Annotated in this window: 28 protein-coding genes; 12 read left to right on the top strand and 16 right to left on the bottom strand. The window is 54.0% G+C overall.

What is annotated here, in order from left to right; genetic code table 11:
* From tsaB to rlmB, 4 genes are all read right to left on the bottom strand, one after another.
* Positions 1-666, bottom strand: coding sequence for a tRNA (adenosine(37)-N6)-threonylcarbamoyltransferase complex dimerization subunit type 1 TsaB (tsaB, locus tag HS100_06185; GenBank protein ID MBE7433484.1), 666 nt, complete (start codon positions 664-666; stop codon positions 1-3).
* Positions 667-668: 2 nt separating this feature from the next.
* Positions 669-1,193, bottom strand: a complete 525-nt coding sequence (tsaE, locus tag HS100_06180) for a tRNA (adenosine(37)-N6)-threonylcarbamoyltransferase complex ATPase subunit type 1 TsaE (GenBank protein ID MBE7433483.1) — start codon at positions 1,191-1,193, stop codon at positions 669-671.
* A 54-nt stretch (positions 1,194-1,247) separates the two neighbouring features.
* The gene (locus HS100_06175; GenBank protein ID MBE7433482.1) at positions 1,248-2,624 is read right to left on the bottom strand and encodes a glycoside hydrolase family 1 protein; all 1,377 of its coding nucleotides are present in this window, start codon (positions 2,622-2,624) and stop codon (positions 1,248-1,250) included.
* Positions 2,625-2,691: 67 nt separating this feature from the next.
* Positions 2,692-3,417, bottom strand: coding sequence for a 23S rRNA (guanosine(2251)-2'-O)-methyltransferase RlmB (rlmB, locus tag HS100_06170; GenBank protein MBE7433481.1), 726 nt, complete (start codon positions 3,415-3,417; stop codon positions 2,692-2,694).
* 71 nt (positions 3,418-3,488) lie between these two features.
* Here rlmB and HS100_06165 point away from each other — a divergent pair, with 71 nt between their 5' ends.
* Positions 3,489-4,883: a hypothetical protein gene (locus HS100_06165; protein MBE7433480.1), complete on the top strand. Its 1,395-nt coding sequence runs from the start codon at positions 3,489-3,491 to the stop codon at positions 4,881-4,883.
* On the top strand, positions 4,884-5,549 hold the full coding sequence (locus HS100_06160) for a response regulator transcription factor (protein ID MBE7433479.1): 666 nt from the start codon (positions 4,884-4,886) through the stop codon (positions 5,547-5,549).
* Between the two features lie 85 nt (positions 5,550-5,634).
* On the opposite strand, the gene HS100_06155 is transcribed toward HS100_06160, so the two are convergent.
* Both HS100_06155 and HS100_06150 read right to left on the bottom strand, forming a co-directional pair.
* Entirely contained in the window at positions 5,635-6,888 is a 1,254-nt protein-coding gene (locus HS100_06155) for a hypothetical protein (protein MBE7433478.1), read from the bottom strand.
* A 250-nt stretch (positions 6,889-7,138) separates the two neighbouring features.
* Positions 7,139-8,296 (bottom strand): ethylbenzene dehydrogenase, encoded by a 1,158-nt coding sequence (locus tag HS100_06150; GenBank protein ID MBE7433477.1) that lies wholly within the window; start codon positions 8,294-8,296, stop codon positions 7,139-7,141.
* Between the two features lie 210 nt (positions 8,297-8,506).
* Here HS100_06150 and HS100_06145 point away from each other — a divergent pair, with 210 nt between their 5' ends.
* From HS100_06145 to HS100_06135, 3 genes are all read left to right on the top strand, one after another.
* Positions 8,507-8,836 carry a helix-turn-helix transcriptional regulator gene (locus tag HS100_06145; protein ID MBE7433476.1) on the top strand — a complete coding sequence of 110 codons (330 nt, stop codon included), beginning with the start codon at positions 8,507-8,509 and terminating at the stop codon, positions 8,834-8,836.
* A gap of 79 nt (positions 8,837-8,915) precedes the next feature.
* A complete protein-coding gene (locus HS100_06140) occupies positions 8,916-10,130 on the top strand; it encodes an MFS transporter (GenBank protein ID MBE7433475.1) in 1,215 nt (404 codons plus the stop codon).
* Between the two features lie 49 nt (positions 10,131-10,179).
* Positions 10,180-10,503 carry a cupin domain-containing protein gene (locus HS100_06135; GenBank protein MBE7433474.1) on the top strand — a complete coding sequence of 108 codons (324 nt, stop codon included), beginning with the start codon at positions 10,180-10,182 and terminating at the stop codon, positions 10,501-10,503.
* Between the two features lie 51 nt (positions 10,504-10,554).
* On the opposite strand, the gene HS100_06130 is transcribed toward HS100_06135, so the two are convergent.
* From HS100_06130 to HS100_06120, 3 genes are read right to left on the bottom strand one after another with little or no spacing between them, the layout of a single operon-like run.
* A complete protein-coding gene (locus HS100_06130; GenBank protein MBE7433473.1) occupies positions 10,555-11,448 on the bottom strand; it encodes a quinate 5-dehydrogenase in 894 nt (297 codons plus the stop codon).
* Between the two features lie 31 nt (positions 11,449-11,479).
* Positions 11,480-12,115, bottom strand: coding sequence for an MBL fold metallo-hydrolase (locus HS100_06125; protein ID MBE7433472.1), 636 nt, complete (start codon positions 12,113-12,115; stop codon positions 11,480-11,482).
* Positions 12,116-12,144: 29 nt separating this feature from the next.
* The gene (locus HS100_06120; GenBank protein ID MBE7433471.1) at positions 12,145-13,284 is read right to left on the bottom strand and encodes an MFS transporter; all 1,140 of its coding nucleotides are present in this window, start codon (positions 13,282-13,284) and stop codon (positions 12,145-12,147) included.
* Between the two features lie 375 nt (positions 13,285-13,659).
* Here HS100_06120 and HS100_06115 point away from each other — a divergent pair, with 375 nt between their 5' ends.
* Complete coding sequence (locus tag HS100_06115) at positions 13,660-15,420, top strand: amidohydrolase (GenBank protein ID MBE7433470.1); 1,761 nt, start codon at positions 13,660-13,662, stop codon at positions 15,418-15,420.
* 283 nt (positions 15,421-15,703) lie between these two features.
* Here the strand turns inward: HS100_06115 and HS100_06110 are convergent, their stop codons facing one another.
* The 7 genes from HS100_06110 to pdxS all read right to left on the bottom strand — a co-directional run bounded on the left by HS100_06110 (position 15,704) and on the right by pdxS (position 21,469).
* On the bottom strand, positions 15,704-16,753 hold the full coding sequence (locus HS100_06110; GenBank protein MBE7433469.1) for an acyltransferase family protein: 1,050 nt from the start codon (positions 16,751-16,753) through the stop codon (positions 15,704-15,706).
* Entirely contained in the window at positions 16,722-17,948 is a 1,227-nt protein-coding gene (locus HS100_06105; protein ID MBE7433468.1) for a hypothetical protein, read from the bottom strand. Before HS100_06105 ends, HS100_06110 begins: the two co-directional genes overlap by 32 nt.
* 21 nt (positions 17,949-17,969) lie before the next feature.
* A complete protein-coding gene (locus HS100_06100) occupies positions 17,970-18,623 on the bottom strand; it encodes an HAD family phosphatase (protein ID MBE7433467.1) in 654 nt (217 codons plus the stop codon).
* Position 18,624: 1 nt separating this feature from the next.
* A complete protein-coding gene (locus HS100_06095; GenBank protein MBE7433466.1) occupies positions 18,625-18,942 on the bottom strand; it encodes a hypothetical protein in 318 nt (105 codons plus the stop codon).
* Positions 18,939-19,850 (bottom strand): hypothetical protein, encoded by a 912-nt coding sequence (locus tag HS100_06090; GenBank protein ID MBE7433465.1) that lies wholly within the window; start codon positions 19,848-19,850, stop codon positions 18,939-18,941. Before HS100_06090 ends, HS100_06095 begins: the two co-directional genes overlap by 4 nt.
* A gap of 39 nt (positions 19,851-19,889) precedes the next feature.
* A complete protein-coding gene (gene pdxT, locus HS100_06085; protein MBE7433464.1) occupies positions 19,890-20,468 on the bottom strand; it encodes a pyridoxal 5'-phosphate synthase glutaminase subunit PdxT in 579 nt (192 codons plus the stop codon).
* Positions 20,469-20,581: 113 nt separating this feature from the next.
* Positions 20,582-21,469, bottom strand: a complete 888-nt coding sequence (gene pdxS / locus HS100_06080; protein MBE7433463.1) for a pyridoxal 5'-phosphate synthase lyase subunit PdxS — start codon at positions 21,467-21,469, stop codon at positions 20,582-20,584.
* 269 nt (positions 21,470-21,738) lie between these two features.
* On the opposite strand from pdxS, the gene HS100_06075 reads away from it, so the two are divergent.
* The 6 genes from HS100_06075 to HS100_06050 all read left to right on the top strand — a co-directional run bounded on the left by HS100_06075 (position 21,739) and on the right by HS100_06050 (position 26,560).
* The gene (locus tag HS100_06075; GenBank protein ID MBE7433462.1) at positions 21,739-23,214 is read left to right on the top strand and encodes a PLP-dependent aminotransferase family protein; all 1,476 of its coding nucleotides are present in this window, start codon (positions 21,739-21,741) and stop codon (positions 23,212-23,214) included.
* A 142-nt stretch (positions 23,215-23,356) separates the two neighbouring features.
* Positions 23,357-23,779, top strand: a complete 423-nt coding sequence (locus tag HS100_06070; protein MBE7433461.1) for a GntR family transcriptional regulator — start codon at positions 23,357-23,359, stop codon at positions 23,777-23,779.
* 24 nt (positions 23,780-23,803) lie between these two features.
* Positions 23,804-24,739 carry a slipin family protein gene (locus HS100_06065; GenBank protein MBE7433460.1) on the top strand — a complete coding sequence of 312 codons (936 nt, stop codon included), beginning with the start codon at positions 23,804-23,806 and terminating at the stop codon, positions 24,737-24,739.
* 64 nt (positions 24,740-24,803) lie between these two features.
* Complete coding sequence (locus tag HS100_06060) at positions 24,804-25,454, top strand: DUF1648 domain-containing protein (protein MBE7433459.1); 651 nt, start codon at positions 24,804-24,806, stop codon at positions 25,452-25,454.
* A 70-nt stretch (positions 25,455-25,524) separates the two neighbouring features.
* Positions 25,525-25,749, top strand: a complete 225-nt coding sequence (locus HS100_06055) for a hypothetical protein (GenBank protein MBE7433458.1) — start codon at positions 25,525-25,527, stop codon at positions 25,747-25,749.
* A gap of 10 nt (positions 25,750-25,759) precedes the next feature.
* Entirely contained in the window at positions 25,760-26,560 is an 801-nt protein-coding gene (locus HS100_06050) for a YhfC family intramembrane metalloprotease (protein MBE7433457.1), read from the top strand.
* Positions 26,561-26,592: the final 32 nt, after the last annotated feature.

The following is a 26,592-nucleotide window of genomic DNA, read 5'->3' as shown; positions in this document are numbered from 1 at the left end:
TCACGAAATCGGCGTTCCTGCCACATGCAAATAGATCGGCGCAAGGGCTGCCGCATCGTCCACATCATGATTCCGCCAGCGGTTCCAAGCCAGTTCTGCAAGCACAGCAGGACGTCTTACACACAATGCAGGCGAAGCCAAGTGCAGTTTCTTTGCCTTGGATATTTTTTTTCTTTCTTCGGATGTCAATTCGCCCGCGATGGATGCAGGCGAATCGATCCCGGCGATGAGTTCTTCGAGCGTTCCGCTTCTAATCGGACCTTCCGCCTGCCACTGCTTCCCGGTATTTTCATACACACTGAAAGCGATTCGCGTCCGCCCGGCTTGAATGATCGCAATGAGCGGATATTCCGCCAACGGCTGGGCTGTTGCGATCACATCCAATGTGGGAATTCCCATCACAGGCAAATTGCGCGCCAGCGCAATTCCCTTCACCAAGGACAGCCCAACTCGCAGACTCGTAAACGAACCGGGACCAACGGCAACGCCCAAAGCGTTGACCATGCCCATCGAAACGCCGCACCGACTCAAAAGTCCGGAAAGAGCCGGGGAAAGTTCTGCCGTGTGATGTTGCCTGGTTATCCACGTCATCTCGCCGAGGACCTGGACTCCATCATACAACGCCAGGCCTGTCAGCGAAGTGGATGTATCGACTGCAAGCAGCATGGTCATCCTCCCACCACAGACTGGCGGATTTCGTCGAGCAGTTCGTCGTAGTGTTTCCCGTGCGCACGAAAGCCCAGCCTGCGGTGTTCTTCCGAGATATGCTCGAGTTGGATGCGCAGATGATCGTTGGGAATTAGATTTCCGAGTCGTTCGGGCCACTCGATGATCAGCGCGCCTTCATTGAGCATCGAGTCGAGATCGAGTTCCTCCGCTTCCGGCACGGAGTCGAGGCGGTAGGCATCGAGGTGAAAAAGTTTTCCGCCATCGGCGCGCCGATATTGGTTGACAAGAATAAAGGTCGGGCTGGAAACGGCATCGAGTGAACCCCATCCTTGCGCAAGGCCCTGTGCAAACGTGGTCTTGCCTGCGCCGAGATCGCCCTGCAAACAGATCACATCGCCCGGCTCGAGGAGGCCGCCAAGGCGGATTCCGATGCGCCGCGTTTGCTCGGGACTGCGGCTGAAGAATTCCAACATGTGGGCATCGAGAATTGGCATCGGGTTGAAATTATACCGCCCTGTTGCCATGGACTCCAACGTCTCCCACGTTGGAGTCGAAAGTCTGGAGACTTTCGCGTCGGATCACGAAGGAAATAACTTTTCAAACGATTCGGGGCAATACTTTTGCACCATCTCGCTGGATATGCCGTTCTCTTTGCAGATCTCAGCATACAGGTCCACGCTGGGACGTTTGATTCGTTTCTGGGTGTCCACATCCAATCCCCAAAGCCCGAAGCGGTACTTCCATCCAAAACTCCACTCGAAGTTATCCACCAAAGACCAATGGAAATATCCCTTGATGGGCCAGTTGAAATTGACCGCCCGCCACATCTGGTGGATGTGTTGAACGGTATAGCGCGGACGCATCGAGTCGTCTGCCGAGTTGACGCCGTTCTCGGTCACAAGGATGGGCAGATTGGGGAAAGTGCGCACGACCCACTTCAATCCATCGAACATTCCATCCGGTTCCATGGCAAGAAAACCATCGTCGCTTAATTCAACATCCTTGCGATAAAAGTGACGTCCAAATAAGGTGCTGGCATGGCGCAGGTCGAAGGTGACATATTCGCGCGTGTAATAATTGAACCCGAAATAATCCTGCGTGCCTTTAGCCTCCGGAATTTTTATCGAACCGAGCGGTGAACGCATCACGCCATCCGCCAACGTCAATGCAAAACTATTTACCGTGGTGTTAAAGGCATTTGTCAAAAACCGGTCGAGCGGGGACCAGGTGTGATATGGCATCATCGGGCGAAATTGATGCGCAATGCCCACCCGCGCTTCCGGCTGAAGCAAATGAATGGCGCGATAGGCGGCGGCGTGCCCGCGGATCAGGTTCGCATGGACCTGCATCGCCAGTTTCATATTATTTTTACCCGGCGGGAACGAATCCACGCCGGTGATGACGTATCCATTCAAAGCATAGCCCGTCGGCTCGTTGATCGTACACCACAACGAACAGTATTCTTTCAATGCGTCCACTGTTTTGCGAACAAACTTCTCAAAGAGCGGGACGACGGCCTCTGTTTCCCAAGAGCCATAGTTGCCCAACCACAACGGATCGGTGAAATGATGCAGTGTCACCATCGGCGTCAAGCCGCGTTCTTTGAGTCCGCGCAGCATGGTGCGATATTTTTCAAGCGCTTCTTCGTCCCATGTGTCCGGCGTCGGCTGGATGCGGCTCCACTCCACCGAGAGGCGATGCGCGTTCTGTCCAGTTTCGGCGGCGCGGTCGAAATCCTCGCGCCAGCGTCCGCCCCACCAATCGGCTGCCACCGCCGCAGAACCGTCCGTGTGGCCGTCCCGCTCCCACTTCCACCAATTGTTATTCGTATTATTGCCCTCGACCTGATGCGCGGCAGTCGCCGTCCCCCATAAAAATCCCTTTGGAAAATGATAGGTGCCTTGAGGCATGATGTTCTCCGTGATCATGTCATTGCGGGTGGCGTATCGTGCCACAAAGCAATCTCCCAATTATTTTGAGGTTGCATCGTCGGGCAAAAATCGCCCTCCTCGCAGCGACATGTTATTTACGTTTTAAATATGCCAGATACAACGCCACCGACCCCGCCACAGCGGCATTCAATGATTCGATTCTTCCGCGCATCGGCAGTTTCAAAACGATGTCGCACTTTTTGCGCGTCAACTCATGTAAACCTTCGCCTTCCGAGCCGACAATGAGTCCGAGCGCGCCTTTAAGATGACGAGACCCCGCCTCGATCTCCGCTCCGGCCTGGTCCAACCCAACCAGCCAGATGTCTGCGTCCCGAAGCGCATCCATCGCCTGCGAAAGATTCGATTTGGCGATCAGCATGTACTCGCTCGCCCCTGAAGACGCATTGACCACGGATGGAGTCACCTCCACCGACCTTGCCAAGGGGATGATGATGCCATGCACACCGACCGCTTCCGCGGTGCGGATGAGCGTTCCGAAATTCTGCGGATCTTGCAGTGAATCGAGAATGAGGATGAAAGGTTGTTTATCTTTGGCATTATCGAGGATTTCGACAACATCTGAATATGGGTAGCCGCTGACTTCCGCCGCCACGCCCTGATGGTTCTGGTTGATCTTATCCAGTTTTCCGCGCGGCACGCGGTTGACCTTGATTCTTTGCTGCCCCGCCAGTTTGACGATCTCTGCCAGTTTGCCTTTCTCCTGCGCCCCTTCGGCGATTTCTATCGAAAATATCTGTCTGCGTTTTGCCAGCAGGGCTTCATGGACGGCGTTGCGGGAATAGATGAACTCTTTCATATACAGGCGTATTTTACCTTTTTAATCCACCGATGTATATAATACTTTCACGATAAAATCAACCTCCAACTATGATTTCCCTCCCTGAATTCTTCGAACGAAACCGCGAGATTATCTTCTTCGTTTACGGGCTGGTGTTCTTTCTGCTTGGGTTTGCGATCATCCTGCAAACGCGCCGCTCCTCGCGGCTCGAACTGGCGCGCAGTCTGCGCTGGCTGGCAGGATTCGGCATCACCCATGGGTTGTATGAATGGGGAGACTTGTTCATTCCCATTCAAGCCGAGTACCTGGGTGCCCCGACCATGCGCGTGTTATATCTGGTCCACAAAATCCTGCTGGCGTTTTCCTTCGTCTGCCTGCTGGAATTCGGTATCTCCGTGCATCCTTCCAGCAAAAAAGCGCGCGGGGTCCATCGATTCACCATTGTCATCTTCGTATTCTGGGCAATCCTCGCCTTTGGCATTTTTCCAGGCGCGTTCGATGATATCGAATGGCGCAGGCAGTCGAATGCGTTTGCGCGGTACTTGATCGGTTTCCCGGGGAGTCTTCTAGCAGCCTACAACTTGCGCGTCCATACCTATCAACGTATCAAGCCCTTGAATGTCCCCATGATAGTGCAGATGTTTCAAGCCGCCGGAATTTCGCTCGGCGTATATGCAATCGTCGGCGGGATTTTCGTCCCGCCTGTGAAGTTCTTTCCCGGCAATGTCTTGAATACGGATACCTTTACAAACCTTGTCGGTGTCCCTCCGCTGGTCTTCCGGTCACTTGTTGGTACAGTTATTGCCTTTACCATCATCCGCGCGTTGGAAATCTTCGACCTCGAGACCGAGCGGCGCATCGAGCAACTGGAGCAGCAGCAGATCATCAACGCCGAACACGAACGCCTTGCGCGCGACCTGCACGACGGCGCCATCCAAAAAGTGTACACAGCAGGGCTATTGGTTGAATCCGCTGAACGCGTTGCCGACCCGGAGAGTGAACTGGGCAAGCGCCTCAAACGCGCTGTGGGCGTGCTCAGCGATTCGATCCTGGACTTACGTCGAAACCTTGCCGAGTTGCATGCACATACGCAAATTTCCAGCAAGTCACTAAATACCCTTTTGCAGGAGATCGCGGAAAACCCAAACTATAAATCAATGGTAAAAGTTTCGGTGCAGGCAAACCTCCCCGAAGAAAAGACCATGTCGGATAGGCGCATGGGGCATTTGCTGGCAATCGTCAATGAAGCAATGGCGAACGCTGTAAGACACGCGCAGGCGGAGAGCGTGGGTATCTTTGTCCGGGACGATGGCGAAACGCTCAATGTAAGCATCCACGACAACGGTAAGGGCCTGCCTGCGGATTTGAAAGATGGTTACGGCCTTCGCAACATGCGCGATCGGGCGCGCCTGCTCAACGGTAAAATCGAATTTCAAAATATTAAAGGCTTGCTTGTAACTCTCAACGTTCCCTGGAAGGATTAGATGACAAAGACCCGCATCTTATTGGTGGACGATCACGACATCGTCCGTTTGGGACTGATGACCCTGCTTAACGACCGCCCGGATATGGAAGTGGTCGGCGAGGCTAGCACGGCTGCCGAAGCCGTGCGCCAAACTGGGGCGCTTTCACCCAACGTCGTATTGATGGATATCCGCCTGCCCGGCGAGGGTGGCATTGAAGCCACGCGGCAGGTGACGGCGAGATTTCCAAAGGTCAAGGTGGTGATGCTGACCTCCTTTGCGGACGATGAACTTGTGATGCGAGCCATCAGCGCGGGAGCGGTGGGATACGTGCTGAAACAAGTTGGGAATGAAGAGCTTATAAGGGCGATCCAAGCCGCGGCGAGGGGCGAGGCGCTGCTCGATCCCTCGACCACGGCGCGATTGTTGAGTCGAGTCCGCGAGGCGGAGAGAATAGCCGAGGAGGACGCCTTCCGCGAGTTGACCGACCGAGAAATGGATGTGTTGACACATCTTGCAAAAGGAAAGACCAACGCCGAGATCGCGTCGCTGTTGCATTTGAGCGAAAAGACGGTCGGGAATTACGTGAGCAACATGTTAGAGAAACTCCACCTGAACAACCGTATCGAACTGGCGGCGTATGCCTACAATCATCATCTGTTCGAACGCATTGGGCGAGATAGATAAAATTGCAAACAAGCCCCGGAGATCGATCTCCGGGGCTTGCTATTCGCCAGCCCGGACGCCTCAAGGCTGGCATGTAATTGGCAGATTACGGGGCGGTATGGAAGTCGGTCGCCTCTTCCTGCAAACGGGCGTCGTCGTATACGCCTGCAAATGGATCAGCGCTGTTATGACAAGACTTGCAGGCGAAGTTGAGACCGAGTTGTGAGAGCGAATAGGACTTCTCGACGTCGCCCTCCTTTACAGTGTAGAACTGGTCGAAGGTGGTTACGTCAATCGCCATCAGGTGAGTGCGCACATCCCCGCGGAAGGTGTCGGCGTTGCCCCAGGCGCTCTTGCCGACGAAGGGCATGTGGCAGTCCACGCATTCGACTTTCTCCATGCTCTTGCGATACTTGGCTTCCTTGAAGTGGCAATTCTCGCATTGAGTGCGGGTGGTTTGTTTCTCCGCCTGGCGAAGTTGCTCCACGCCGGTATGCGGATCGTGGCAAACCACGCAGTCAACAGCGATGTGCTTCGACTGGAACAGTTCTTCATATTGCTCGTGATGCTCGATGAAGCCGCCTTTGGCGTCCACGAACTCCTGCGCGCCCCGGTCGTGACATTCGCCGCACAGCGCCGAGGAGCGTTCGACTTCAAGTTTGAATCCGCGGGGGTCGGACACGTGCAGGCTGGCGGGTCCATGGCAGGCTTCGCACTGGATGCCTGGTTCCGCCCAAGTGCCTTTGATGCCGGGCATGTCGTCCTGATGAGAATCGGGGGGCCATGAGGAATAACCGGTGGTATGGCAGGTTCCGCAGTCGTAGATCAAACCGGGCTGGTCTTTGGTGGTCTTGCCGGAGTTGTACAACACAAAGCCGGCGTCCTTGCCGACGTACTCATTGGCATAGTTCCACTGGTTCAGGTATTCCTTGTGAGCCTCGGCATCGGGCGCTTCGCCCTTGGGCGAAGTGATGATGAAGCCGTTCTGGTCCATGAAGCGGGCTTTCCATTTGTAACCGCCGATCACATAGGAAATATCCGACCATTCATAGCCTTCGGGTAGTTGCAGATCGCCATTCTTATCCGCGAAGGGATAGGCGGGCGGTTGCCCGTCCACCACCTTGTTCAACTTCCAAGGGTGACCGGACATCATGAAGGTGTTATACAGCGATTCATGACATTCCTTGCAGGCAGTTGAACCGGCATACTCGGCGCCTTTCGGTTCGGCAAGATCACCCGCAGGCCCGGCAGGCCCGGCAGGTCCGGCGGGCCCGGCAGGTCCCTGAGGACCGGCGCACGATACCAAGGCAACGGTGAGCAACAGAATTCCTGCCAGCAGGAAAAAGAGTTTCTTACTCATTACATTCTCCTTTCAGAGTAATTTTCAACTCTGCAGGCAGGGACGTAATTCAGGCGTCCTCCCTGCCGCAGAAACTTGCAGGTTTAGCATAGATTAATCCCCGGTTTATCTAATTCTATAAAAACTGTTGAAGCATGGTTAGGGGAAAAATCCCCTAACAAATTAGGGGATAATGTCATGTCTTGCAAAATTAAAGTTTGCGGGCTGGAGGTTGGACCTCCAGCCCGTTTTCAAAGGAGAAATACTTGTCTTAGCGGGGCATGAAGACCATGCTCGAGACGCCGTTTTGATAGGCATGGCGCACTTGCGCGTTCTCGAAGACTGCAATGCCGAAGAAATACTGGGCGGTCAGGTCGTCGAACTGCACGTCGGTTTCGGAGCCGGTGACGAGCGCGCGGCTGAATTCGATGGTCCATACGCCGTCTTCCCATTTCCACGCGGCAGAGATCTGACCGCGGTCGCCGGTGAATTCAGATGAGACGATGGAGGGGATGATGGAGCCAACAGGCATGGCGTCGAGTTCTTCCTTGGTCACGGCAATTTTTTCGCTGTCGAGGATGAAGCCGGGGAAGCCGGTGGTCATGTCAATGCTCGGGGAGATGAAACCGGGCAGGGATTTATCGGGGACGGTCTTGGTGGCGTCGGCAGGGTCGGGCATGGAGGCGAAGTTATCCACATAGCCGCCGCCATCCTTGGCGTCACTCTTGCGTCCGGCGCCGGGGGTATCAGCGCTATATCGGGTCGCGTCGAGATATTGATCATCAATCTGGTTCAGGTTACGGACGGATTTCCAGTGCCAGATATCGCCGAATTCGCCTTCGACCGCGGTGTATTTGTTGCCATACGGTTTTACATCTTCATTTTCGCCGAAGTGGCAGGCAACCGCGCAGCCCTTTTCGTTGAAATCGGCGATGCTGTTGTTGATGTTCCAGATTATGGAGAACTTGTCTTCATAGGTCAGGTTGTTGTCGCCGCCCTTGTCATCGGGGTCTTTGTCCTGTTTCCACGTGCCGTCTTCCTGTTTCACCCACGGTGAACGATACCAAGATTCGGTCGGGTCTTCGTAGGTCAACAGGAAGTAAACAGTATCTTCAGTGTATACGGCTTTAAGTGCAGTTACGGTTTCATAGCTATTAAAGCCGCCATCCACTTCGATTTCGATGGCTTCAGCGCTTTCCCAGGCGGCGTCATCGGCGATGCCGTCGAGGGTCGGCGCGGCATCCACCGGATACGCGACGAGCGCGCCTTCAGGTCCAACAAAGGGGGCTACCGTGGGAACAACTTCGGTTGGGGCTTCGGTGGCAACAGGTTCTTCGACAACCGGCGCTTCGGTGGCGGGGCTTCCACACGCTGTCAGCAGCATGGATGCCAGAACGATGAGAGACAAAACGGACATCAGTTTTTTCATGGTGATACTCCTCTTATGTAAGATTGAAAAAGATACACGAAGCCTTCTCATGGTTTATTCATATATCCAGCCTTAGTTTATGTAAGTTCGTGTTTTACAGTTAGAGGAGTCTTCCCCTGATTTTCCAGGGGATTTAGGTTTGTGTTTTAGCCGGACCCAAGACCCCGTTTTATATTTGACAATGGATGATAGGGAGAGTAATATTATCGTATGTCGATAACGAAAATCGATAAATTAAACCGCAATTTCTTCCTGGGTTTCATCCGCTTGCATCTCATGCATCACGCCTCGGTTGAACCCATCTTTGGGTTGGATATGATCCGTGAATTAGGAAGGCACGGTTACGAACTAAGTCCTGGTACCCTGTACCCCATCCTGCATGGTCTCGAGCGGGATGGGTTTCTCAGATCGCAGAAAAAAGTGGTGGAGGGAAAAGCCCGCAAGTATTACACCCTTACGAATTCGGGAAGCGCCGCGCTCCATCAGGCATTAGGCAAAATCCGCGAGTTAATGGAAGAAATTACGCCTGTTTCCCGCTGAATTGGCAACCCATCAATCACTTTGACATCTTCAACTTATTAATAGCGCCTCGCGTCCAGTGAAAATGGAGACAAATTAAATGAAGCCCACACTCGACATTCCCCTTCTTTTTACCACGCGCATCATCCGCATGTTCTGTTACGGATTTTTATCCGTCGTCCTTGTGCTGTATCTCTCTGAAGCCGGGCTGACCGAACAACAGGCGGGCTTGCTCTTCACCTTCACCCTTGCCGGCGATGCGTTCATTTCGCTCTACCTCACCACCCACGCCGATGGTTTTGGACGGAAAAAGACCCTCATCATCGGCGCTTTGCTCATGCTGGGTGCGGGCATCGTCTTCTTGCTGACGAACAATCTCATCGTTCTCATGCTTGCCGCCATCATCGGAGTAATCAGCCCGAGCGGAAATGAGATCGGTCCCTTCCTTTCGGTGGAGCAGGCCGGACTTACCCAGCTCATTCCGAACAAAATGCGCACGAAGGTTTTTGCCTGGTATAACCTCGCCGGTTCGTTCTCCACTGCCATCGGCGCATTGACAGGAGGCTGGCTGGCTCGATTTCTGCAAATCAGCGGCTGGTCGGCGTTCGACTCTTATCGTTACATCCTGACCGGATACGCGATAGGCGGTTTCCTGATCGCGGTCATGTTTCTACAGGTTTCCCCCGCCATCGAAGTTCGTACCGAAGCAAACGATACGAAAAAAGTTCTGGGCTTGCACAAATCGCGGAGCGTCGTATTCAAACTCTCGTCATTCTTCGCGCTCGATGCCTTCGCAGGCGGGCTGATCGTGCAAAGCATGATCGCCTACTGGTTTCATGTCAAGTTCGGCGCGGACACGGGCATCCTCGGCAGTATTTTCTTCGGCGCGAACATTCTGGCGGGCATTTCATCCCTGCTCGCCGTCAAGATAGCAGAAAAAATCGGGCTGATCAACACGATGGTCTTTACCCACATCCCATCCAACGTCCTCTTGATTCTCGTTCCGCTCATGCCGACTTTACCCCTCGCCATCGGACTTCTGCTCCTGCGCTTTAGCATCTCTCAAATGGATGTGCCCACGCGTCAATCCTACACGATGGCTGTTGTGGACCCCGACGAACGATCCGCCGCCTCAGGTGTGACCGCCATTGCCCGTTCGGTCGGCGCGTCTTTATCCCCTGTGCTGACCGGTGTTTTCTTCGGCATCCCAGCCTTGCTCAGCATGCCCTTCTTTCTGAGCGGAGGACTCAAGATCGTTTATGATCTATTACTCTGGCGCGAATTCCGCATGGTCAAGCCGCCGGAAGAGAATTGATTTCGTAGGGGCGACACATGTGTCGTCCCTACAATGAATTGGAGAATCGATGTCCACAGCCCCCAAATCACAAGTTTTGAATCTCGCCGAAATGGTCAACTTCCAGGAAGGCTCCGTCGTCAGCCGCCAGGTCACCAAAGCGGAGGCTGGCAACGTCACCTTGTTCGCCTTCGATAAAGACCAGGGCTTGAGCGAACACACCGCCCCCTTCGACGCGCTTGTCCACATCATCGAAGGCGAAGCCGAAGTGACCATCTCCGGCACTCCGTATCAATTGAAAACAGGCGACGCAATCATCATGCCCGCAAACGAACCGCACGCGCTCAAAGCCATTCAAAAATTCAAGATGCTGTTGACGATGATACGGGCATAATGGACGGTGGACGATGGACGGTAATAATGGTCCATGGTCTACCGCCTACGGTCAATGCAACTGCATCACACTCGGTTTCAACCCTAATTCGTCGATCAATCCATTGAGTTCGTCATCTGTCAAGCGCCGACCTTTGCCTGCATAGGCGGTGAGCATGGCTTCGGTGGTATTCGTTCCAAAAGAGCGACCGTCGTATCGTGGCGTTGTGGTGATAACTGTTTTCACTCCGCGTTCTTTGAGTAAATCCATATTTTCTTCAGTGGTGGTGTTCGTCACAACAGTCTTACCTTCCAACCGATGCGGCATGTATTTGCGCATGAAGAGGAAATCACCCGCTATCAAATCTGACTCTTCGAAATATTTGACGTACTTCGGCTCGTGCTCGGCTCCGTCGCTGCCGTAGAAGATCATGGACATGGGGAAGTGACTGACGATGGGAAGCATGATCCGCGCAACGCGCTTGAAGGCGGGGATGCCGTACAAAGGAATTGGAACGCCAAGCGCAACCATCAGATCGCCTGAGACGATTTTGTCCGAGACTTCGGCAACGGCTTGCGCCAGACCTAGGCGATCCACTGCGACGGGGATGAAGGCTTGCCTGAAGCGCACATCGCCCAATTCCGCTTTCACCAGTTCGAAGACCCGCCGCTCGAGCGTGTGTTTGAGTCCGCGGCCGTCACAGAGTGGAGTCTGTTTGACACCAGAGACAAGTTTGAGCGCGGCATGAAGCGGATATTCCCTTTCGTCCAAACGCAGATATAGATCCACGCCGCCGACGCCGAAGGCATCCACTTTGCCGTCAAGGTCAAGATACATTTGGCGGGCTTTTTCCACATCGCCGTCGGTGCCGATGCGCTCGACTTGAATTTCGACGCCGTTGAGATTGACGACAACTTTCTTATCGCGCTTCGAACTCCCCAAACTGATGCCAACCGCCCGTTTCATATCTTTCCTCTTTGTTCTTTCTTCGCAAACCTTATTCCCTCACAAACGGATTGTATTTCTTCTCATGCCCCACCGTCGTTTGCGGACCGTGACCTGAAAGCAAAACCGTTTCATCCGGCATCGTAAATATCTGCTCGCGGATGCTTTTTTCCAGAATATTCCAATCGCCGCCGGGTAAATCGGTGCGGCCAACGCCTTCGTTGAAAATCAAATCGCCGCAAAAGCAAATGTTTTCCTTCTCCGCGTACAACACGCAATGTCCCTTCGTGTGCCCCGGCGTGTAACGGACTTCGAATATGTTCGAGCCAAGTTGAAGGTTCATGCCATGAATAAAATCGATCGTCGGTTCCGGACCCGGGTCGATATCGAATCCAAAGAACGCGCCTCCCCCGCCCGCGCGCCAAAGCACGTGATCGTCGGGATGCAAAGCCACGTGCGGCAGAGGATTCAACGAATCGGCAATTGCCGCCGCGCCGCCGATATGATCGAAATGCGCGTGCGTGTACCACATATGACCGATACGCCATCCGCGCTTCTGCGCTTCGCCGAGGATGACACGGCCATCCCATGCAGGATCGATCACCGCCGCTTCTTTGGTTTCAGGATCGGCAATCAGATACGCATTCGTGGATGCGGGTCCGAGGGTAAAGGAGACGATTTCGAGCATGGGAGACCTTTCGGGTTGCAAGTTGCAGGTTACAGGTTGCGAATTGCGGACGGTTCAGGGCGCGGGGAGAAGATGTAGCTGATCAGAATGGAGACGGCGATCAAGCCGATGGCAATCGGGTAGATAATGAACGGGTCGCGTTCGAAGATGAAACCGGCGATGGGAGGCGCGATGATGAAGATGATCGCGCTGACCGTTTCCATCATGCCATAGGTGAGTCCCATCTGCGAGTTGTGGACGAGGACGCGCGCCTGCGCCATCGCCATCGGTCTCGCTGCGCGGAATCCGCCCAACAGAAAATAGGCAATCATGAAGATGGGCAGTCCCAGCCCGAGCCACATGAACGCGGCAAAGAGCGCGACCATGAACTGCGCGATCAAAAACCCCCAGCGCGGTTTGAAGCGGCTGATCCCCAGCGCCAGCAGGGAATTACCCAGCGCGCCAGCCGAGAAGACCCAGCCTGTCTCGGTCAGCGAGAGATCGCGGACGCCTTCGAGGAAATTCGGCGTGAGCGGCTGGGCGAGATAGAGTGCAAAAACTGCAAAGGCAAAGATCAACAGGAAGTTGACGAAGCGGGTGTTGTTCCATAATAGGGTCGGCGGCGATTCGGGGTCGTGTTTATCTATCGGTTGAGGTTCGATGAAAAGGATGAACAATGTGGAAAGCACGAACGCGCCGAACGCCACAAGATAGCTGGCGTCCATGCCGTAACGCTCAGCCACCCAGCCGCCCGTCACAGGTCCAAGCGACATGCCGATGTTGAAGGTTGCCGTTGTCAACGAAAGCGCGGTTCCGATCTCCCATTTACCGCGCGCGGCGGTGACATAACTGCCGAGCGGCGAAGCCACGAATGCGGTGATGCCGTAGGCGAACAATCCGACCAGGTAGAGCGGCAGGCTTTTTGCGAGTCCCATCGCCAGCGTTGAGAACATGCCTAAAAGCCAGGCCGCAATCAGAAGCGGGCGGCGTCCGATGCGGTCCGCGAGATGGCCGCCGGGGATGTGCGTGATCGCCATCGAGAATCCGAATGCGCCCAGCGCGAACCCGATCTCCTGTTTTGTGAGCAGGAAGTCGGTCTCCAAACGAATGGGAACAAAATTGAAGAACAGCCCCTCGCCGAAACCCCACAACAGGAGCGCGGCGGCGATGAAGAAAAGATTACGATTCAAGAATCCTCTTTCCAGAACGGTTTGGCATATTTATCCCTTCGTTAGATTTTACCGGATAAACCCGGTTTCTTCCTCCATTCGTGATAATAAAGCCAAAATCCATTCCCGGCATCAACGTCCTTTGAAGCAGGCGGCATGACTTGTCTGCATATGACCGGATTTATCAGTTGAATTGGAGTGTCCTTGGGAAAATTCCAATTCGGGAGCAGGTTTACGTTCTCACAGACTTTTTTTGAAAATCACTATTGTTTTTAACAGGCTGCGGTTGTATAGTGAATTTGTGCCCAAGGTCTTTTTGTTTGAAGCATGTTAGGCAGAGAAAGTGTGTCGCCCTCCTGGGCGCGCACCCGGGAGGGCGGAGAAAGGAAAAACGCAATGCACCACAACCGTAATCACCGATTGTCCCGCAGGGATTTTCTCAAGTTAAGCGGAGCCGCGCTGGGTGGAGCGGCGCTGGCTTGCGGCGGCACGGAATTGATTGAGTTAACAGCAATACCGACCGCGGTAAGCACTGTCAAACCGCCGACATTGGCTCCAGGTGAAATCGTCGATGCGATCCTGGTCAATGGCAATGTCGTGACCATGAACGCGCAACACAGTGTTGCCAGGGCGGTGGCGATAAAAAATGGGATCATCCAATTCGTCGGTGACGATCAAGCGGTTCGGAATTTATCCGGGGACGGGACGCAGATCTTTGATTTGAACGGGCGCACCGTCACTCCCGGGTTGATCGATGCTCATTGTCACTTGAGCGCCTGCGGCTTGCTTGGAAGCGCATACGTGGACGTCAGCTGGCCCGCGGTTCTCACCGTGGAACAGATGCAGGAGAAGATCTCTGAACGGATCGCGATAACGCCCCCCGGCGAATGGGTGGTCGGCGCGGGATGGGTGACCTATGAAGGGCGCAGCCCAACCAAGCATGACCTTGATCCCGTTTCGCCAAACCATCCCGTCATGTTGATCAATCAAGGCGGGCATATGGCAGTCGTCAACAGCCTGGCATTGGAGATGGCAGACGTAACAGCGAAGACAAAAGACCCCGGCAATGGGCGCTTCCTTCGTGAGGCGAATGATGAACCGAACGGTCTGGTCCTGAATCATCCCGCCATGGATGTTTTCCGCAAATTATGGCCCGCCGACCTGCTGGACCTGAAGACATATGAAGCAAGCGTCATCGATCCGCAAGCCAAGTTTGCGTCGATGGGAGTTACCAGCTTCCAGGACGTTTACGCGCGCGACATGGACCGCATGAAGGCATACTTCAACGTTGCCAAACGCGGCGAGATGACCATCCGCGGACAGGTGATGAATGTGTTGGAATATATCCAGGAGTTGGATGGGCGCATCGATGAGATCGAGGCCGTGCGCTATGAAGATGATTTCATGCACTTTGGCGGCGCGAAATTCCAGGCGGATGGCGGATTGGAAGGCTCCTACACGCTCGAACCTCATAACGGAATCGCCTGGGACATCCCCATCTGGAAGCCCAGGGATCTGAATGAGGCGGTGCGCGCCTTCCACGATGCGGGATATCAGGTCGCCATTCATACAGGCGGCGATGCGGCTGTTGCCATGGCATTGGACGCGATCGAAAACGCGATGAACAAGAATCCGCGCCCCGATCCGCGTCATCGCATCGAACATTCTGTTCTCAACACAGATAATGATTTGCAGCGGGAAAAAGACCTCGGCGTGATCGTCTCCACCCAGCCGACGCTCATCACAGCCTTTGGCGAAGGGATGTTCCGAATCTGGGGAGAGGAACGCACCCAGCGCGTCATCCCCACCCGCACCTGGCTGGACATGGGCGTTCCGCTTGCTCTCAGTTCAGATGCCCCCTCCATGCCGTGGTGGGATCCGCAAAGCACTTTGTATGCCAGTATCGCGCGGATCACCGTCACCAAAAAACTGGTCGGACCCGAACAGGCAATGACCATCGAAGAAGCCATGTACGCTCACACAATGGGAAGCGCCTATGCAGACTTCGCCGAAAACAAGAAAGGCTCGCTCGAGCCGGGAAAATTCGCGGACCTCATCGTCTGGCATGACAATCCCTATACGGTTGCAACGGAAGATCTCCTCGACCTGACGATCGATCTGACCATGGTTGGCGGAAAGGTGGTGCATCAGGTTTAATAGAGCTCTTGCATAAGTGCTCCCGCCGAAGTCCCCGGCGACGGGGACGCCGCCTTGAGCAAGGTAAAATTTTGACTATTGCAAGAAGTCCATTGAAAAAAAATCCTTTGAAAACACGACTCACCCCGAAATTAAGGTTTCGTGGGTGAGTACGTTCTTAAGAACAAATGGGACGCTGATAAACACTGAAACGCGGATTTTTAATACCTTTTCCGCGTAAATCTGCACTCGTCCGCGTCCCAAATTAAATTCGGGGTTAATTATGTTTTCATTTTTTGACCATCTAAAATATGGCGCGTAATCCCGGCACTTTGAGAGTCAGATAAACGATCAGCCAGGAGATCAGGAATGCCATGAGCGCGATGATGGGAATTATAAGCAGCGAATACCCGGCATAGGGATCGTACCCCAGCGAATCCATTCCGAGCGCCAGCCAGCGCAGAAGCATGGGATGGATGAGGTAAATGCCGAAGATGACCGGGCTGGCTTTCGACGACAAGCGAATCCACGAGTCGGGGACGCGCGCCGCAGCATGCTTGATCAAAATGAATGCGCCAAGCGACATGAGGACAATATTCAGGCTGGGATAGTCGCGCAGGACAGATTCGTTATTGGTGGGCGGCAGGTCGTAATAGAAAATGAAAAAGGTGAGGATAAAGCCAAGGATAAAAACAAAAAAAACCAAACGCAGGAGGCGGGGCGTGATCTCCATTCTTCCCAGGTAATAACCGAGCAGAAAATAACCCACATAGCCAGCCGCATAATAAACATCGAAGCCAACCTTGACCGGGGTGAATGCTTCGACGATCATCAGAACCGGTTTGACGAGGAACCAAAGCGCAATGAAATAAAGAAGTTCTGATTCCTTCGCATTGGCAACAAAGACGCGTAACACGGGTGTGATCATATAAAGACCGATCAATGAATAAAAGAACCAGAGATGCGCCTCGCGCGGGACGCTCAAGATGCGGACGACCATTCCGGCGACTGCATCAACAGATAAACCATCCACAAAGGGGCGGCTGTTCTGAATATCATAAAGCACAGACCAGACAATGAAGGGAATGGCGACCTTTGCGAGGCGCTTTCGGAAAAACGTCCACAGGTCCTCTTCTTTGGAAAGAAGCAGGAAACCGCCGGTGAGAAAAAAGAAGGGCACAGCGACTCGCGAAAGCGTGTAATAGAATGCGCCCCACGACCAGGGCTCATGCCCCCAATCGCAGACGTGCGCAAGCACCACCAGAAATGCAGCGAGAAAGCGCACGAAATCGACCCAGCCAAGTTTTGATGAATCCACCGGTTCACCTGCCTGCAAAGAGGCTTTGATATTCAAGGTATAGCGTCAAACCATTCACCCAGTGTTGGATCCCATCCACGCGGATGGAAGGATCTTCGCAACTGCCGAATAGCCCGCCTTTGTACTGTCGGATGGCATCCGCGGCAAGATCGAAATTGCAATCGTTCCCGGGTAATTGGCGCGCCCGGACGAAAGTGATGAAGGCGCGGGTTTCGCGGTCGAGCCATTCATGATCCGCGCCTGAAAGGAAAAAAGCCTGCGCAATCGACGCAAGCGCTTCGATCTTCGTCGCTGTCGAAATGCTTGAATTGGCTGGGTTCAACGAACGCACCTGACCGGCAATGATCAAGTCGGCGACCTGTTTTGCGTATGCTTCGTCTTTCTGGTTCAGTTCATCCAGCCGGGCAAACAGGGCGAGCGCATGGCTGTGACCGTTATCCTCCGTGACAGGCTGGGAAACCAGGAAATCATTTATCTCGCGCGCCTGTTCGAGCCAGAACCCGTTGCCGGTCATTTCATAAAGTTGAAGAAGAGCCGCGGCTCCTTCGCCGTTGAAACTTGGGTCGAAGTAATCGGGGTTCACCGTCCCCCCGACATGCGGATCGAACGAATGATAAAACCCTCCCTCGGGCTTGCGCATGGAGACAATGAAGTAACCAAGGTTTACAGTATCAACGAGTAAGTCGTGTCCATCGAGAAGGACATTACCTGTTGCCTGCCAGCGTTTGTAAACAGCGTCGACGGTGACCGCCGCGCCGCCAAGCGGACAGGCTCCGTTGGTATAGAGACACGTCCCTTTGAAGCGGTCTGCGTCTGAGAGCAGATTGGGCAGATAATGTTCCAGCGCGCGGTCACCCGCCTCGCAATAGGATGAATCCTCCGCAACGCGGCAGACGATGTATAACGCGGAGACCCCGCCCATCAAACGGATATAAGAAGGTGTGGATGAACGGTCACTTGTAAGGATGTTGACCTGATAAGGTAATTCCCCATTCGCAAGTTGTTGTCGCACCAGATAATCTCCTGCGGCGAGAATGGATTTTTTCAGCGGATCATCCCTGAGCGGAATGACCTCGGGCGCATGGGCGGAGATCGGTGTTGGGGTTGGTGAAGGAACGGCGGTGGATTCCGCCGGAGGCTGAAATCCTGAAAAGACGGGGTTCATCCACAAATAGGCGGCAAAGGCAATGATGAGGAGGGCGATAAGGACCGGGATGATTTGTTTCCGCATAATCTTAATAAATTGATCTCACTATCTCATCAAATCCTTCAAGGATAATTCCGCGAGGGAAGAAACGGTCATGTCACCCTGCACGTTCATCTTTGCCGTGAGTGGATTGGGGACTGCCACCACGAAGACTCCCGCGCGCTTCGAAGCAAGCACACCATTGGGAGAATCTTCGAAGACGACCGCCTCATCATTATTGACATTCAATTTCTCCAACGCTTTCAAGAAAATATCGGGATGAGGCTTCGTCCTGCCGGGCGCAACGTCGTCCTGACAGATAATATGCTCGAAGTGATGATGGATGTCGAGCCGCTGCGTGTGAGAATCCACCCAGGAGTGCGGAGAGGATGAACCGATGGCAACCTTCAAACCATTTGCCTGCGCATCGTGGATCATATCCATGACGCCGGGCATGATGGGATTGGAGTGAATGATCGCATCCGCCTCCCGCCTGTAGCGGGCTTGAAGGGAAACAGGGTCCAGCGTCCCCTGCGAAAGATGCGAAAGATGTTGGGCGGGATCAAAGTTCGAGATGCCGTATCCGCCCACGGTCTTTTGCCACTCCTCCACCGGAAGTTCGAATCCATGTTCTTTATAGATGTTCTGCCAAACCAAAACTTCGGGCGTCTCGGTGTCGAGGATCAGCCCGTCGAAATCGAAGATCAACGCTTTGAGCATATTAAGGAAACCGCCTTACGAAGTCGGAGATTGCCTCCCATATTTTTATGTCACGCACCTCTTCGGTGCCGATGATTTCCAAAACCGTGATCGCGGCTGGTTTCATGGCACGGTATTCGCGCATGGCATCGGCGTCGTTATTGAAGAAACGCGTGTGTTCCATCCAACCGTAGATGTTCAACGAGACCGAAACGAATCCCTTGCTGCGTTTGAGCGTGATGCGCGCGCCGTGATTCTCCTCATCCGAAAGGATCAGGCCGCCCTCGGTGCTGACCGACCCGATGGTGCGTCCATGGTTGTAAATCGTCCACGGATTCATTCGCCGCCGCCTCTCATTTGTGAGGGTTGAATGCGCGCATTTGAAGGCGGAACGCGCGCGGGCTGCGCTTCTTTCACCAGGCGTGCAAGGTGTTTCACCATCACCGCCTGTCGCGGCGACGCCTTCGCGCCAAGATCCTCCAGCACGGGCTCAAGCCAGGCCTGATAGGAACGAACATTCAAATAAGCGGAACGACCGCGGCGGTCCGGCAGATGGGTAACGAGCGACCGGATCTTTTCACTGACTTCATTTTCATCCGGCAGGATGAGCGGCGTGAGCGCCACACCATACACGCCGTAATTGACGTTGGCAAAACAACGCCGCTCGGCATGGATCAAACCGTTCGGGCGATTCGGCGCGGGCTCGATCGGATGCAGCAACTGAGGCACGATCTGATAATGGAGACTTTGCACAGCGGGCAGGTCGACGGATTGAACCCGCCTCCATGCCGCGCCGGAGCTTGATTCTGTTTTCCCGATCCCGCTCACATCCCAGACCCTTTGCCATGCATAGACGGAGAATCCGGACTTACGCAACGCCGTAAAAACTTCGCTGGTCTCATCCACTTCAGCGATGACATGAAACGCCTGCCATACCCCGGCCTGAGCCGCAAGGTGTTCGATCAGCTCAGGAAGGTTCGGGTCGTCCAACCTGGAAGAAGGCGCAAGATATAAAAGTTTCGCAAAAGTTTCACCGCGTGTGTGGATGATTCCTCCCAGCAAGGTCGAACCGTTGCTGTTGCGGAGCGCCGCATACAAATGCCGCGCGGGGTTAATGTATGCCAGCAGTCCCATCGCGCCTAGCGGATGTCCGCGGGTAAGCGCACGCGTGGTATCGAGGGTCAGCACATCGTTTCGATAACGCGCGATTATGGGAAGATCGAGCAGGTCTAGGGGACGGATAGTCATATCTTTGCAGGGGCGCGGTGACTGCGCCCCTACAATATATCACGATGCCAACGAAATGAAATACTCGTGGAAGCGCGGATCATCGGTCAATTCGGGATGAAAGGAGGTGGCCAGCAAATGCCCCTCTTGTGCAGCGACGATACGACCGTCTTCCAAAGCCGAAAGCACCTTAACGCCCCCGCCCACCGATTCAATAATGGGCGCGCGGATAAAGACCGCATGATATGGATGTTCCGTGCCGGTGGCTTTGAACAATTCATCGATCTCCAGGTCGGTTTCGAAGGAATCAACCTGGCGCCCAAATGCATTGCGCTTGACTTTTATATCCATTAAACCGAGCAGGGGCTGGTCCCGCCCGATGTCATTTGAAAGAAAGATGGCGCCAGCGCACGTTCCCCAGATTGCATGAGATTTCCCGAATTCGCGCAGGGGTTCGATGAGCTTATATGCTGTTGCCAGCTTTCCAATTGTGGTCGATTCCCCGCCGGGGATGATGAGCCCATCCAGGCCCTGCAGGTGTTCCGGCAACCGCACTTCCGCGGTTTCCACCCCAAGTTTTTTCAGCATGGAGATATGTTCTGCAAAGTCGCCTTGCAGGGCAAGTACGCCGATTTTCATAAATACATTTTGATGTCATTGCGAGGGCGATGATCTTTCGCCCGAAGCAATCCACTACTGAACAGGAGATTGCTTCGTCGTGCTAACGGCCCCCTCGCAATGACATAATAATTCTACCAACCCCGTCCTGCGATCTTTTCCGCCTCGGGCATCTGCGAGACGTTGCGTCCCACCATGGCTTCGCCGAGATTCTTGCTCACTTCCGCAAGGATGGAAGCATCCTGATAGTGCGTCACAGCTTTGACGATGGCTTGGGCGCGACGCGCAGGATTGCCGCTCTTGAAGATGCCGGAACCGACGAACACACCGTCCACACCGAGCTGCATCATCAGTGCCGCATCGGCCGGGGTCGCCACGCCGCCCGCTGCGAAGTTCACCACAGGCATGCGCCCAAGTTCTTTTGTTTCCTTCACCAGTTCATACGGCGCGCCGTTGTTCTTGGCGAACGTCATCAACTCTTCGTCGCCCATGGTCTGCAATTGACGGATCGCACCGATCACTGTCCGCGCATGGCGCACAGCTTCGACCACATCGCCGGTCCCCGCTTCACCCTTGGTGCGGATCATGGCTGCTCCCTCGCCGATGCGGCGCAAGGCTTCGCCGATATTTCGGCATCCGCAAACGAAAGGCACTTTGAAATCGTGTTTCAATATATGATGTTCTTCGTCCGCCGGGGTCAGCACTTCGGATTCGTCAATGTAATCCACGCCGATGGCTTCGAGAATCTGCGCCTCGACGAAATGACCGATGCGGCATTTCGCCATCACGGGAATGGACACCGCATCCATGATCTTGAGAATCATCTCCGGGTCAGACATGCGCGCCACGCCGCCATCCGCACGGATATCGGCGGGCACGCGCTCCAACGCCATCACGGCGCAAGCGCCCGCCTCCTCCGCGATCTTCGCATGCTCGGCGTTCACCACATCCATGATGACGCCGCCTTTCAACATCTGCGCTAAACCTTTTTTCTCGGTCCATGTACCAGTTTTTGCCTGCATGATTTCACTCCTGATTCCAAAACGTTTTTGATTTTATCATTCTGGTTTCGCCTGAAATCCGGCGAACCCGCAAGTGAATCCGATTAGACGGGATCCATTTTTCTTCTTCAAAACCAATTCTAGGTGAAAATTGGCAGGTGTTAAGAGCCAATAAATGCCATTAACTGACCATCCACTTTTGGGGTATAAATAATTGAGAGAAGGAATTGACCCGGCTCTCGGGAAGAATATCGAACACCGCACCATGCCAATGCGGTTGAGGAGATAAAATGCGCATCCCTCTGGACCGTCATAGCGGAATCCCCCTTTATCAGCAAATCGAATCCCACCTCCGGCAGGGAATCCTATCCGGCAACCTTCCATCCGATACACGCCTGCCCGCATGCCGTCAACTTGCGCGCGACCTTGGCGTCAATCGCACGACCGTTGAAAATGCTTACTCCGCATTGGAAGCGGATGGGTTGGTTTTTTCACGCATGGGCAGCGGCACATATGTGCTTCCCGTATATCCGCTCCCCGCCATTCCTAAAAACTACGCTGATGGACCCTGGCCCCTCTGGCAGACGAACTTTCAAACGCACGACGCCTCCAATTCGGACCTCGAGGATGATGTGCGTCAATTTGGCAAACATCCGCACCCGATCAGTTTCGCCAGCGGAATCAGCGATTCGCGCCAGTTCCCGGTCGAGGAGTTTCGCAAAGTGCTTCAATCCGTAATGCGGCGCGACCAGATCGACTCGCTCGAATATGGGGAACGGAGAGGTTACGCTCCGCTGCGCAGGGGAATCGCCCAAATCCTTGCCAGCCAGGGATTGCAGACCCACCCCGAGAATGTCCTCATCACAGCCGGATCACAGCAAGCCATTTTTCTTGTCGCACAGGTTTTGTTGAAAGCGGATGACACTGTGTTGGTGGAAGATCCCACCTATTCCGCAGCGATCGAACTATTTCGCACGCTCGGTTTGCAGATCGTCGGCATTCCGGTCGACGATCAGGGAATGCAGGTCGATAAACTGGAAAAACTCCTGCAACTCCACCATCCCAAACTGATCTACACGATTCCAAATTTTCACAACCCCACTGGGACATGTCTCAGCAGCGCGCGCCGTCGCGAATTGATCCTGCTTGCGGGCAGATATAACGTTCCAATATTGGAGGATGATTTCGTGGGCGATTTACGGTACGAAGGGCACACCCAGCCTTCGCTCAAATCCCTCGACCCGGGTGGGCAGGTGATTTACGTCGGCACTTTCTCGAAAATGCTGATGCCCGGTTTGAGAGTCGGTTTCATCGTTGCCGACGGTCCCGTCTATGACAGCCTGCTCAACTTCAAACGTCTCAGCGACCTGGCCACGTCTACATTGATACAACGCGCATTGGACGCTTATATGACCGTGGGACGTTATCAGTCATATTTACATCGTTCCTGTCAGGTGTTTCGAAATCGGCGCGATGCGATGGTACAGGCGATCGGGCGACACCTGCACGGCGTTTCCTTTGAAATACCCAAAGGCGGCTTGTTCATCTGGCTCCGATTACCCAAGTCTCTTTCAGCGGATGAATTGCTGCCCGTTGCGCGCAAGGAGGGAGTCTCCTTTGTGCCTGGCAATTCGTTTTTCATCGATGGAACGTGCGGCAGAGAATGGCTCCGCCTCAACTTTGCCTCCCAGCCGGTGGAGGATATCGAAGAGGGAATCAAACGATTGGGGCTGGCAATTCTCAGGATAAAGGGTAAAAAGAGGTAAAAGATCGCCTCGCACAAGCGATCATGAAACGGGCAGGCTGGAAAATATCCAGATGCCCGTTTTCATTTCCTGTGGCTTGACATTAAAATAAAACATGCTACAATTTATACAATGATACAATTAGTACAATTTTGGCGGACGCATGGCTGAAAAGAAACCCTCCCTCCATCTCGATTTTCATTCAGGGTTACCAATCTATACCCAGATCGTCAACCAGATCCAAAGCCAGCTGGCGAATGGAATTTTGAAACCAGGCGACCAATTGCCCACCGTGCGCGCACTGGCGGAAGAACTGAGGATCAATTTCAATACCGTGGCGCGCGCGTACCGTATATTGGATGATGCACGGATCATATCCACACAACAGGGACGCGGCACATTTATTACAGAAATCCCGCCGCCGGAGGTCACAGAGAAACTGAGGCGCGAGTCTCTCTTCGAACTTACGCAACGCTTTATCGGTGAAGCGCATCGGCTGGGCTTCTCGGAGCGTGAGGTCAGCCGGATGGTGAGAGACAGGCTCAAGTCCTGGAAAGAAGCGAAGCAAGTCCAAAAATATGTTTAGGTTTGACAAGAAGGAGAGCATCGAATGAACACAAAATTCTTAAAGTCATTTTCACAAAGGAAAAAGGACGATCAGCATATTCCGCCCATCGCATGGTTCGTCTTTGCGATTATTTTGATCGGAGCGGTCAAGGTCGCCGTCTTGTTGGATATGATCAAGGTATCTGACCTTGTGATCGGTGCGGCTGTACTGGCGCTGACCGGCATTGCCACCTACTTGTTGTTTGCGATCAAGGTCGCGCCGCAATGGGAAAAAGCTGTTGTGCTGCGGCTGGGAAAATTCAAAGCCTTGAAGGGTCCCGGCTTGTTCTGGATCATTCCCATCGTGGATACCACGCCAACATGGATCGATCATCGCGTGATGGTCACGCCGTTCGCCGCGCAGAAAACGCTCACAAAGGATACCGTGCCGGTGGATGTGGATGCCGTGCTTTTCTGGGTGGTGTGGGACGCCGAAAAAGCCGCGCTGGAAGTTGAAGATTACCGCGCCGCAGTGGATTGGGCAGCCCAAACCGCTTTGCGCGACATCATCGGCAAAAAGATGCTGGCGGATATCCTCGTCGGGCGCAGCGCCATCGATAAGGAATTGCAGGCGGTGATCGATGAACGCACCACGCCCTGGGGTGTGACGGTGCAATCGGTGGAGATCCGTGACATTGTCATCCCGCAGGATCTGGAGGATGCCATGTCCCGCCAGGCGCAGGCGGAGCGTGAACGTCAGGCGCGTGTGATCCTTGGCGAGTCGGAGAAACAGATCGCCGCATCGTTTGCAGAAGCATCGCGGGCATACGCCGACAATCCGACCGCCCTACATCTGCGCGCAATGAACATGCTGTTCGAAGGATTGAAAGAGAAAGGCGCTCTGGTGATCGTGCCGTCCTCCGCTGTGGATACGATGAATCTCGGCGGCATGAGCGGCATGATTTCGCTGGCGCAGAATAATCTGCCGAAAGAGAAGTGACACAGTCATCAGCGACCGGTTATCAGTGGATGTTTCACATGAAACATCTCGAAAGGAAAAAAGCATGTCGACAAGCACCACATCCATCATTGTTCTGTCCCTGATCGCAGTCGCCGTCGTGGCGGGAGCGGTCTTGTGGAATCAACTCCCTGAGCAGATGGCTTCCCACTGGAATGCCAACGACCAGGTCGATGGTTATATGCCCAAATTCTGGGGCGTGTTCCTCATGCCGATGGTCACACTGGGAATGTTCGGGTTGTTCCTTCTCCTGCCGAATATCGATCCTCTCAAGGCGAACATCGCAATATTCCGCGGCGCATTCAACCTGTTCATCCTGCTGATCACCGTCTTCATGCTTTACATCCACGCCTTGACGATTGCATGGAGCCTCGGCTTTCAGAACTTCAGGATGAGTTCCGCCATGCTGCCTTTCCTCGGCGTGCTGTTTATTTTCATCGGCTATATGCTCAGGCAGGCGAAGCGCAACTTCTTTATCGGCATCCGGACTCCCTGGACTCTCTCAAGCGATACCGTCTGGGAGAAAACGCATCAACTCGGCTCGATCCTGTTCATTGCATCGGGAGCGCTGGCCATCCTCGGAAGCTTCTTCGGCGGGATGGTTGCCTTCTGGTTATTGTTCATCCCGTTGATCGGCTCGACTCTTTTCCTCGTCGTCTATTCCTACTTACTGTATCGGAACGAGACGAAATCCTGACAAACGAAATAGGCGCGTCTTTTACGGACGCGCGCTTTTCGTTTCACGTGAAACGAAAGGAACCCTTAGAATGAACGACGAACTCAAAAAATGGGAATATCGCGTGCTGACCATAGGCAGCATCTTCGGCACAAAGGACGAGGCGATCGAAGCCACATTGAACGAATGGGGCGAGGAAGGCTGGGAAGCCACGAATGTATACACGCCTGAAAACAGCGGCAAAGTGACCATTGTGGCGAAACGCCCGCTGACGCGCGAGACGATGCGCAGGCGCTCGATGCCGCAGACGTTTTGAGGAAACCCAAATGCTTGAAACCATGTTGGTCATCAATTTTCTGGCGATGATCGTCATCCCCATCCTTGCCGGTTTTTACTTTGCGCGGAAGTTCAAACTCTCCTGGAAGTTGTTCCTCGCAGGCGGATTGACCTTCATCGCTTCTCAAATCCTGCACATCCCGTTTGTGCTCGCGTTGACGCCGACATTTCAAGCCTGGGGATTGATCGCATATGCGGCGATACTGGGATTACTGGCGGGATTATTCGAAGAGACCGCGCGTTACATTTTATTCAAATACATCCTGAAGAATCGTAAAACCTGGAACGAAGGCGTTTATGTCGGCGTCGGCCACGGCGGGATGGAGGCGATTCTGCTCGGCATCGCCGTCGCGTTGACCTTCGTCAACATGATGGCGTATCGCAATATTGATCTGGCAACGGTGCCAAGCATCCCGCCGGAACAACTCGAATTGGCAAAACAACAGATCCAAGCGTACTGGTCCGCGCCGCCATATCTCGCGATCCTTGGTGTCGTGGAACGCATCTTCGCGATGTGTTTGCATGTGTCGCTATCGGTTATGGTGTTGTATGGATTGGTGCACATGAAAGCGCATTGGTTTTGGCTGGCGGTCTTATGGCATGCAGCCGTGGATGGAGTTGCAGTGTATCTCGGTCAGCGTCTGAGTCCGCTGGCGGTAGAAGGAGTACTCGCGGTTTCTGCATCCGTCAGCATTTGGATCACGTTACGAATGAAACCAAAGTTAGCGATGAAAAATATCGAAACGGAGAAGCCGCTTGAAGTGGCGGGACAGGGAACAGGTCGGGAATGATGCGTTAGACTGAATAGAACAAATGTTCTGTA

It is taken from the genome of Anaerolineales bacterium (assembly GCA_015075725.1).
GTDB lineage: Bacteria > Chloroflexota > Anaerolineae > Anaerolineales > Villigracilaceae > Villigracilis.
This window is presented reverse-complemented; position numbering and strand designations above follow the sequence as displayed.

What these genes read in the sequence shown, in the direction of transcription:
- tsaB (MBE7433484.1), bottom strand. Translation starts at nt 666, where the DNA reads ATGCTGCTTGCAGTCGATACATCCACTTCGCTGACAGGCCTGGCGTTG.
- tsaE (MBE7433483.1), bottom strand. Translation starts at nt 1,193, where the DNA reads ATGGCAACAGGGCGGTATAATTTCAACCCGATGCCAATTCTCGATGCC.
- rlmB (MBE7433481.1), bottom strand. Translation starts at nt 3,417, where the DNA reads ATGAAAGAGTTCATCTATTCCCGCAACGCCGTCCATGAAGCCCTGCTG.
- HS100_06165 (MBE7433480.1), top strand. Translation starts at nt 3,489, where the DNA reads ATGATTTCCCTCCCTGAATTCTTCGAACGAAACCGCGAGATTATCTTC.
- HS100_06160 (MBE7433479.1), top strand. Translation starts at nt 4,884, where the DNA reads ATGACAAAGACCCGCATCTTATTGGTGGACGATCACGACATCGTCCGT.
- HS100_06155 (MBE7433478.1), bottom strand. Translation starts at nt 6,888, where the DNA reads ATGAGTAAGAAACTCTTTTTCCTGCTGGCAGGAATTCTGTTGCTCACC.
- HS100_06150 (MBE7433477.1), bottom strand. Translation starts at nt 8,296, where the DNA reads ATGAAAAAACTGATGTCCGTTTTGTCTCTCATCGTTCTGGCATCCATG.
- HS100_06145 (MBE7433476.1), top strand. Translation starts at nt 8,507, where the DNA reads ATGTCGATAACGAAAATCGATAAATTAAACCGCAATTTCTTCCTGGGT.
- HS100_06140 (MBE7433475.1), top strand. Translation starts at nt 8,916, where the DNA reads ATGAAGCCCACACTCGACATTCCCCTTCTTTTTACCACGCGCATCATC.
- HS100_06135 (MBE7433474.1), top strand. Translation starts at nt 10,180, where the DNA reads ATGTCCACAGCCCCCAAATCACAAGTTTTGAATCTCGCCGAAATGGTC.
- HS100_06130 (MBE7433473.1), bottom strand. Translation starts at nt 11,448, where the DNA reads ATGAAACGGGCGGTTGGCATCAGTTTGGGGAGTTCGAAGCGCGATAAG.
- HS100_06125 (MBE7433472.1), bottom strand. Translation starts at nt 12,115, where the DNA reads ATGCTCGAAATCGTCTCCTTTACCCTCGGACCCGCATCCACGAATGCG.
- HS100_06115 (MBE7433470.1), top strand. Translation starts at nt 13,660, where the DNA reads ATGCACCACAACCGTAATCACCGATTGTCCCGCAGGGATTTTCTCAAG.
- HS100_06105 (MBE7433468.1), bottom strand. Translation starts at nt 17,948, where the DNA reads ATGCGGAAACAAATCATCCCGGTCCTTATCGCCCTCCTCATCATTGCC.
- HS100_06100 (MBE7433467.1), bottom strand. Translation starts at nt 18,623, where the DNA reads ATGCTCAAAGCGTTGATCTTCGATTTCGACGGGCTGATCCTCGACACC.
- HS100_06095 (MBE7433466.1), bottom strand. Translation starts at nt 18,942, where the DNA reads ATGAATCCGTGGACGATTTACAACCATGGACGCACCATCGGGTCGGTC.
- HS100_06090 (MBE7433465.1), bottom strand. Translation starts at nt 19,850, where the DNA reads ATGACTATCCGTCCCCTAGACCTGCTCGATCTTCCCATAATCGCGCGT.
- pdxT (MBE7433464.1), bottom strand. Translation starts at nt 20,468, where the DNA reads ATGAAAATCGGCGTACTTGCCCTGCAAGGCGACTTTGCAGAACATATC.
- pdxS (MBE7433463.1), bottom strand. Translation starts at nt 21,469, where the DNA reads ATGCAGGCAAAAACTGGTACATGGACCGAGAAAAAAGGTTTAGCGCAG.
- HS100_06075 (MBE7433462.1), top strand. Translation starts at nt 21,739, where the DNA reads ATGCGCATCCCTCTGGACCGTCATAGCGGAATCCCCCTTTATCAGCAA.
- HS100_06070 (MBE7433461.1), top strand. Translation starts at nt 23,357, where the DNA reads ATGGCTGAAAAGAAACCCTCCCTCCATCTCGATTTTCATTCAGGGTTA.
- HS100_06065 (MBE7433460.1), top strand. Translation starts at nt 23,804, where the DNA reads ATGAACACAAAATTCTTAAAGTCATTTTCACAAAGGAAAAAGGACGAT.
- HS100_06060 (MBE7433459.1), top strand. Translation starts at nt 24,804, where the DNA reads ATGTCGACAAGCACCACATCCATCATTGTTCTGTCCCTGATCGCAGTC.
- HS100_06055 (MBE7433458.1), top strand. Translation starts at nt 25,525, where the DNA reads ATGAACGACGAACTCAAAAAATGGGAATATCGCGTGCTGACCATAGGC.
- HS100_06050 (MBE7433457.1), top strand. Translation starts at nt 25,760, where the DNA reads ATGCTTGAAACCATGTTGGTCATCAATTTTCTGGCGATGATCGTCATC.